This window comes from Staphylococcus sp. 510 (assembly GCF_057219715.1).
The window spans coordinates 1-281 of sequence record NZ_JBXVVK010000060.1 but is presented as its reverse complement, the minus strand read 5'-3'; the positions used below and the strand labels follow the sequence as shown (position 1 = coordinate 281).

1 protein-coding gene is annotated in these 281 nt (G+C 35.6%); it reads right to left on the bottom strand.

All coding sequences use genetic code 11. The annotated features are described in order from the left end of the window. Window positions 1-37 precede the first annotated feature (37 nt). The gene (locus AC2D8K_RS12640; RefSeq protein ID WP_002450876.1) at window positions 38-238 is read right to left on the bottom strand and encodes a cold-shock protein; all 201 of its coding nucleotides are present in this window, start codon (window positions 236-238) and stop codon (window positions 38-40) included. Window positions 239-281: the final 43 nt, after the last annotated feature.

Genomic DNA, 281 nt, shown 5'->3' with positions numbered 1-281 from the left:
AAAAAAAGCAACCATAACGGTTGCTTTGAAAATGTTATTACATTTTTACGACATTAGCTGCTTGTTCTCCACGATCGCCTTCAACGATGTCGAATTCAACTTTTTGTCCTTCTTCTAATGATTTGTATCCTTCTTCAGCGATTGCTGAGAAATGTACGAATACGTCGCTTCCATCTTCTCTTTCGATGAAACCAAAACCTTTTTCTGAATTAAACCATTTAACTGTACCGTTATTCATATAGAATACCTCCGCGTGCTTTTGCACTAAATATTTGTAACAA

Excerpts from the sequence above, each read along its gene's own strand:
- AC2D8K_RS12640 (WP_002450876.1), bottom strand. The coding sequence starts at position 238 with ATGAATAACGGTACAGTTAAATGGTTTAATTCAGAAAAAGGTTTTGGT.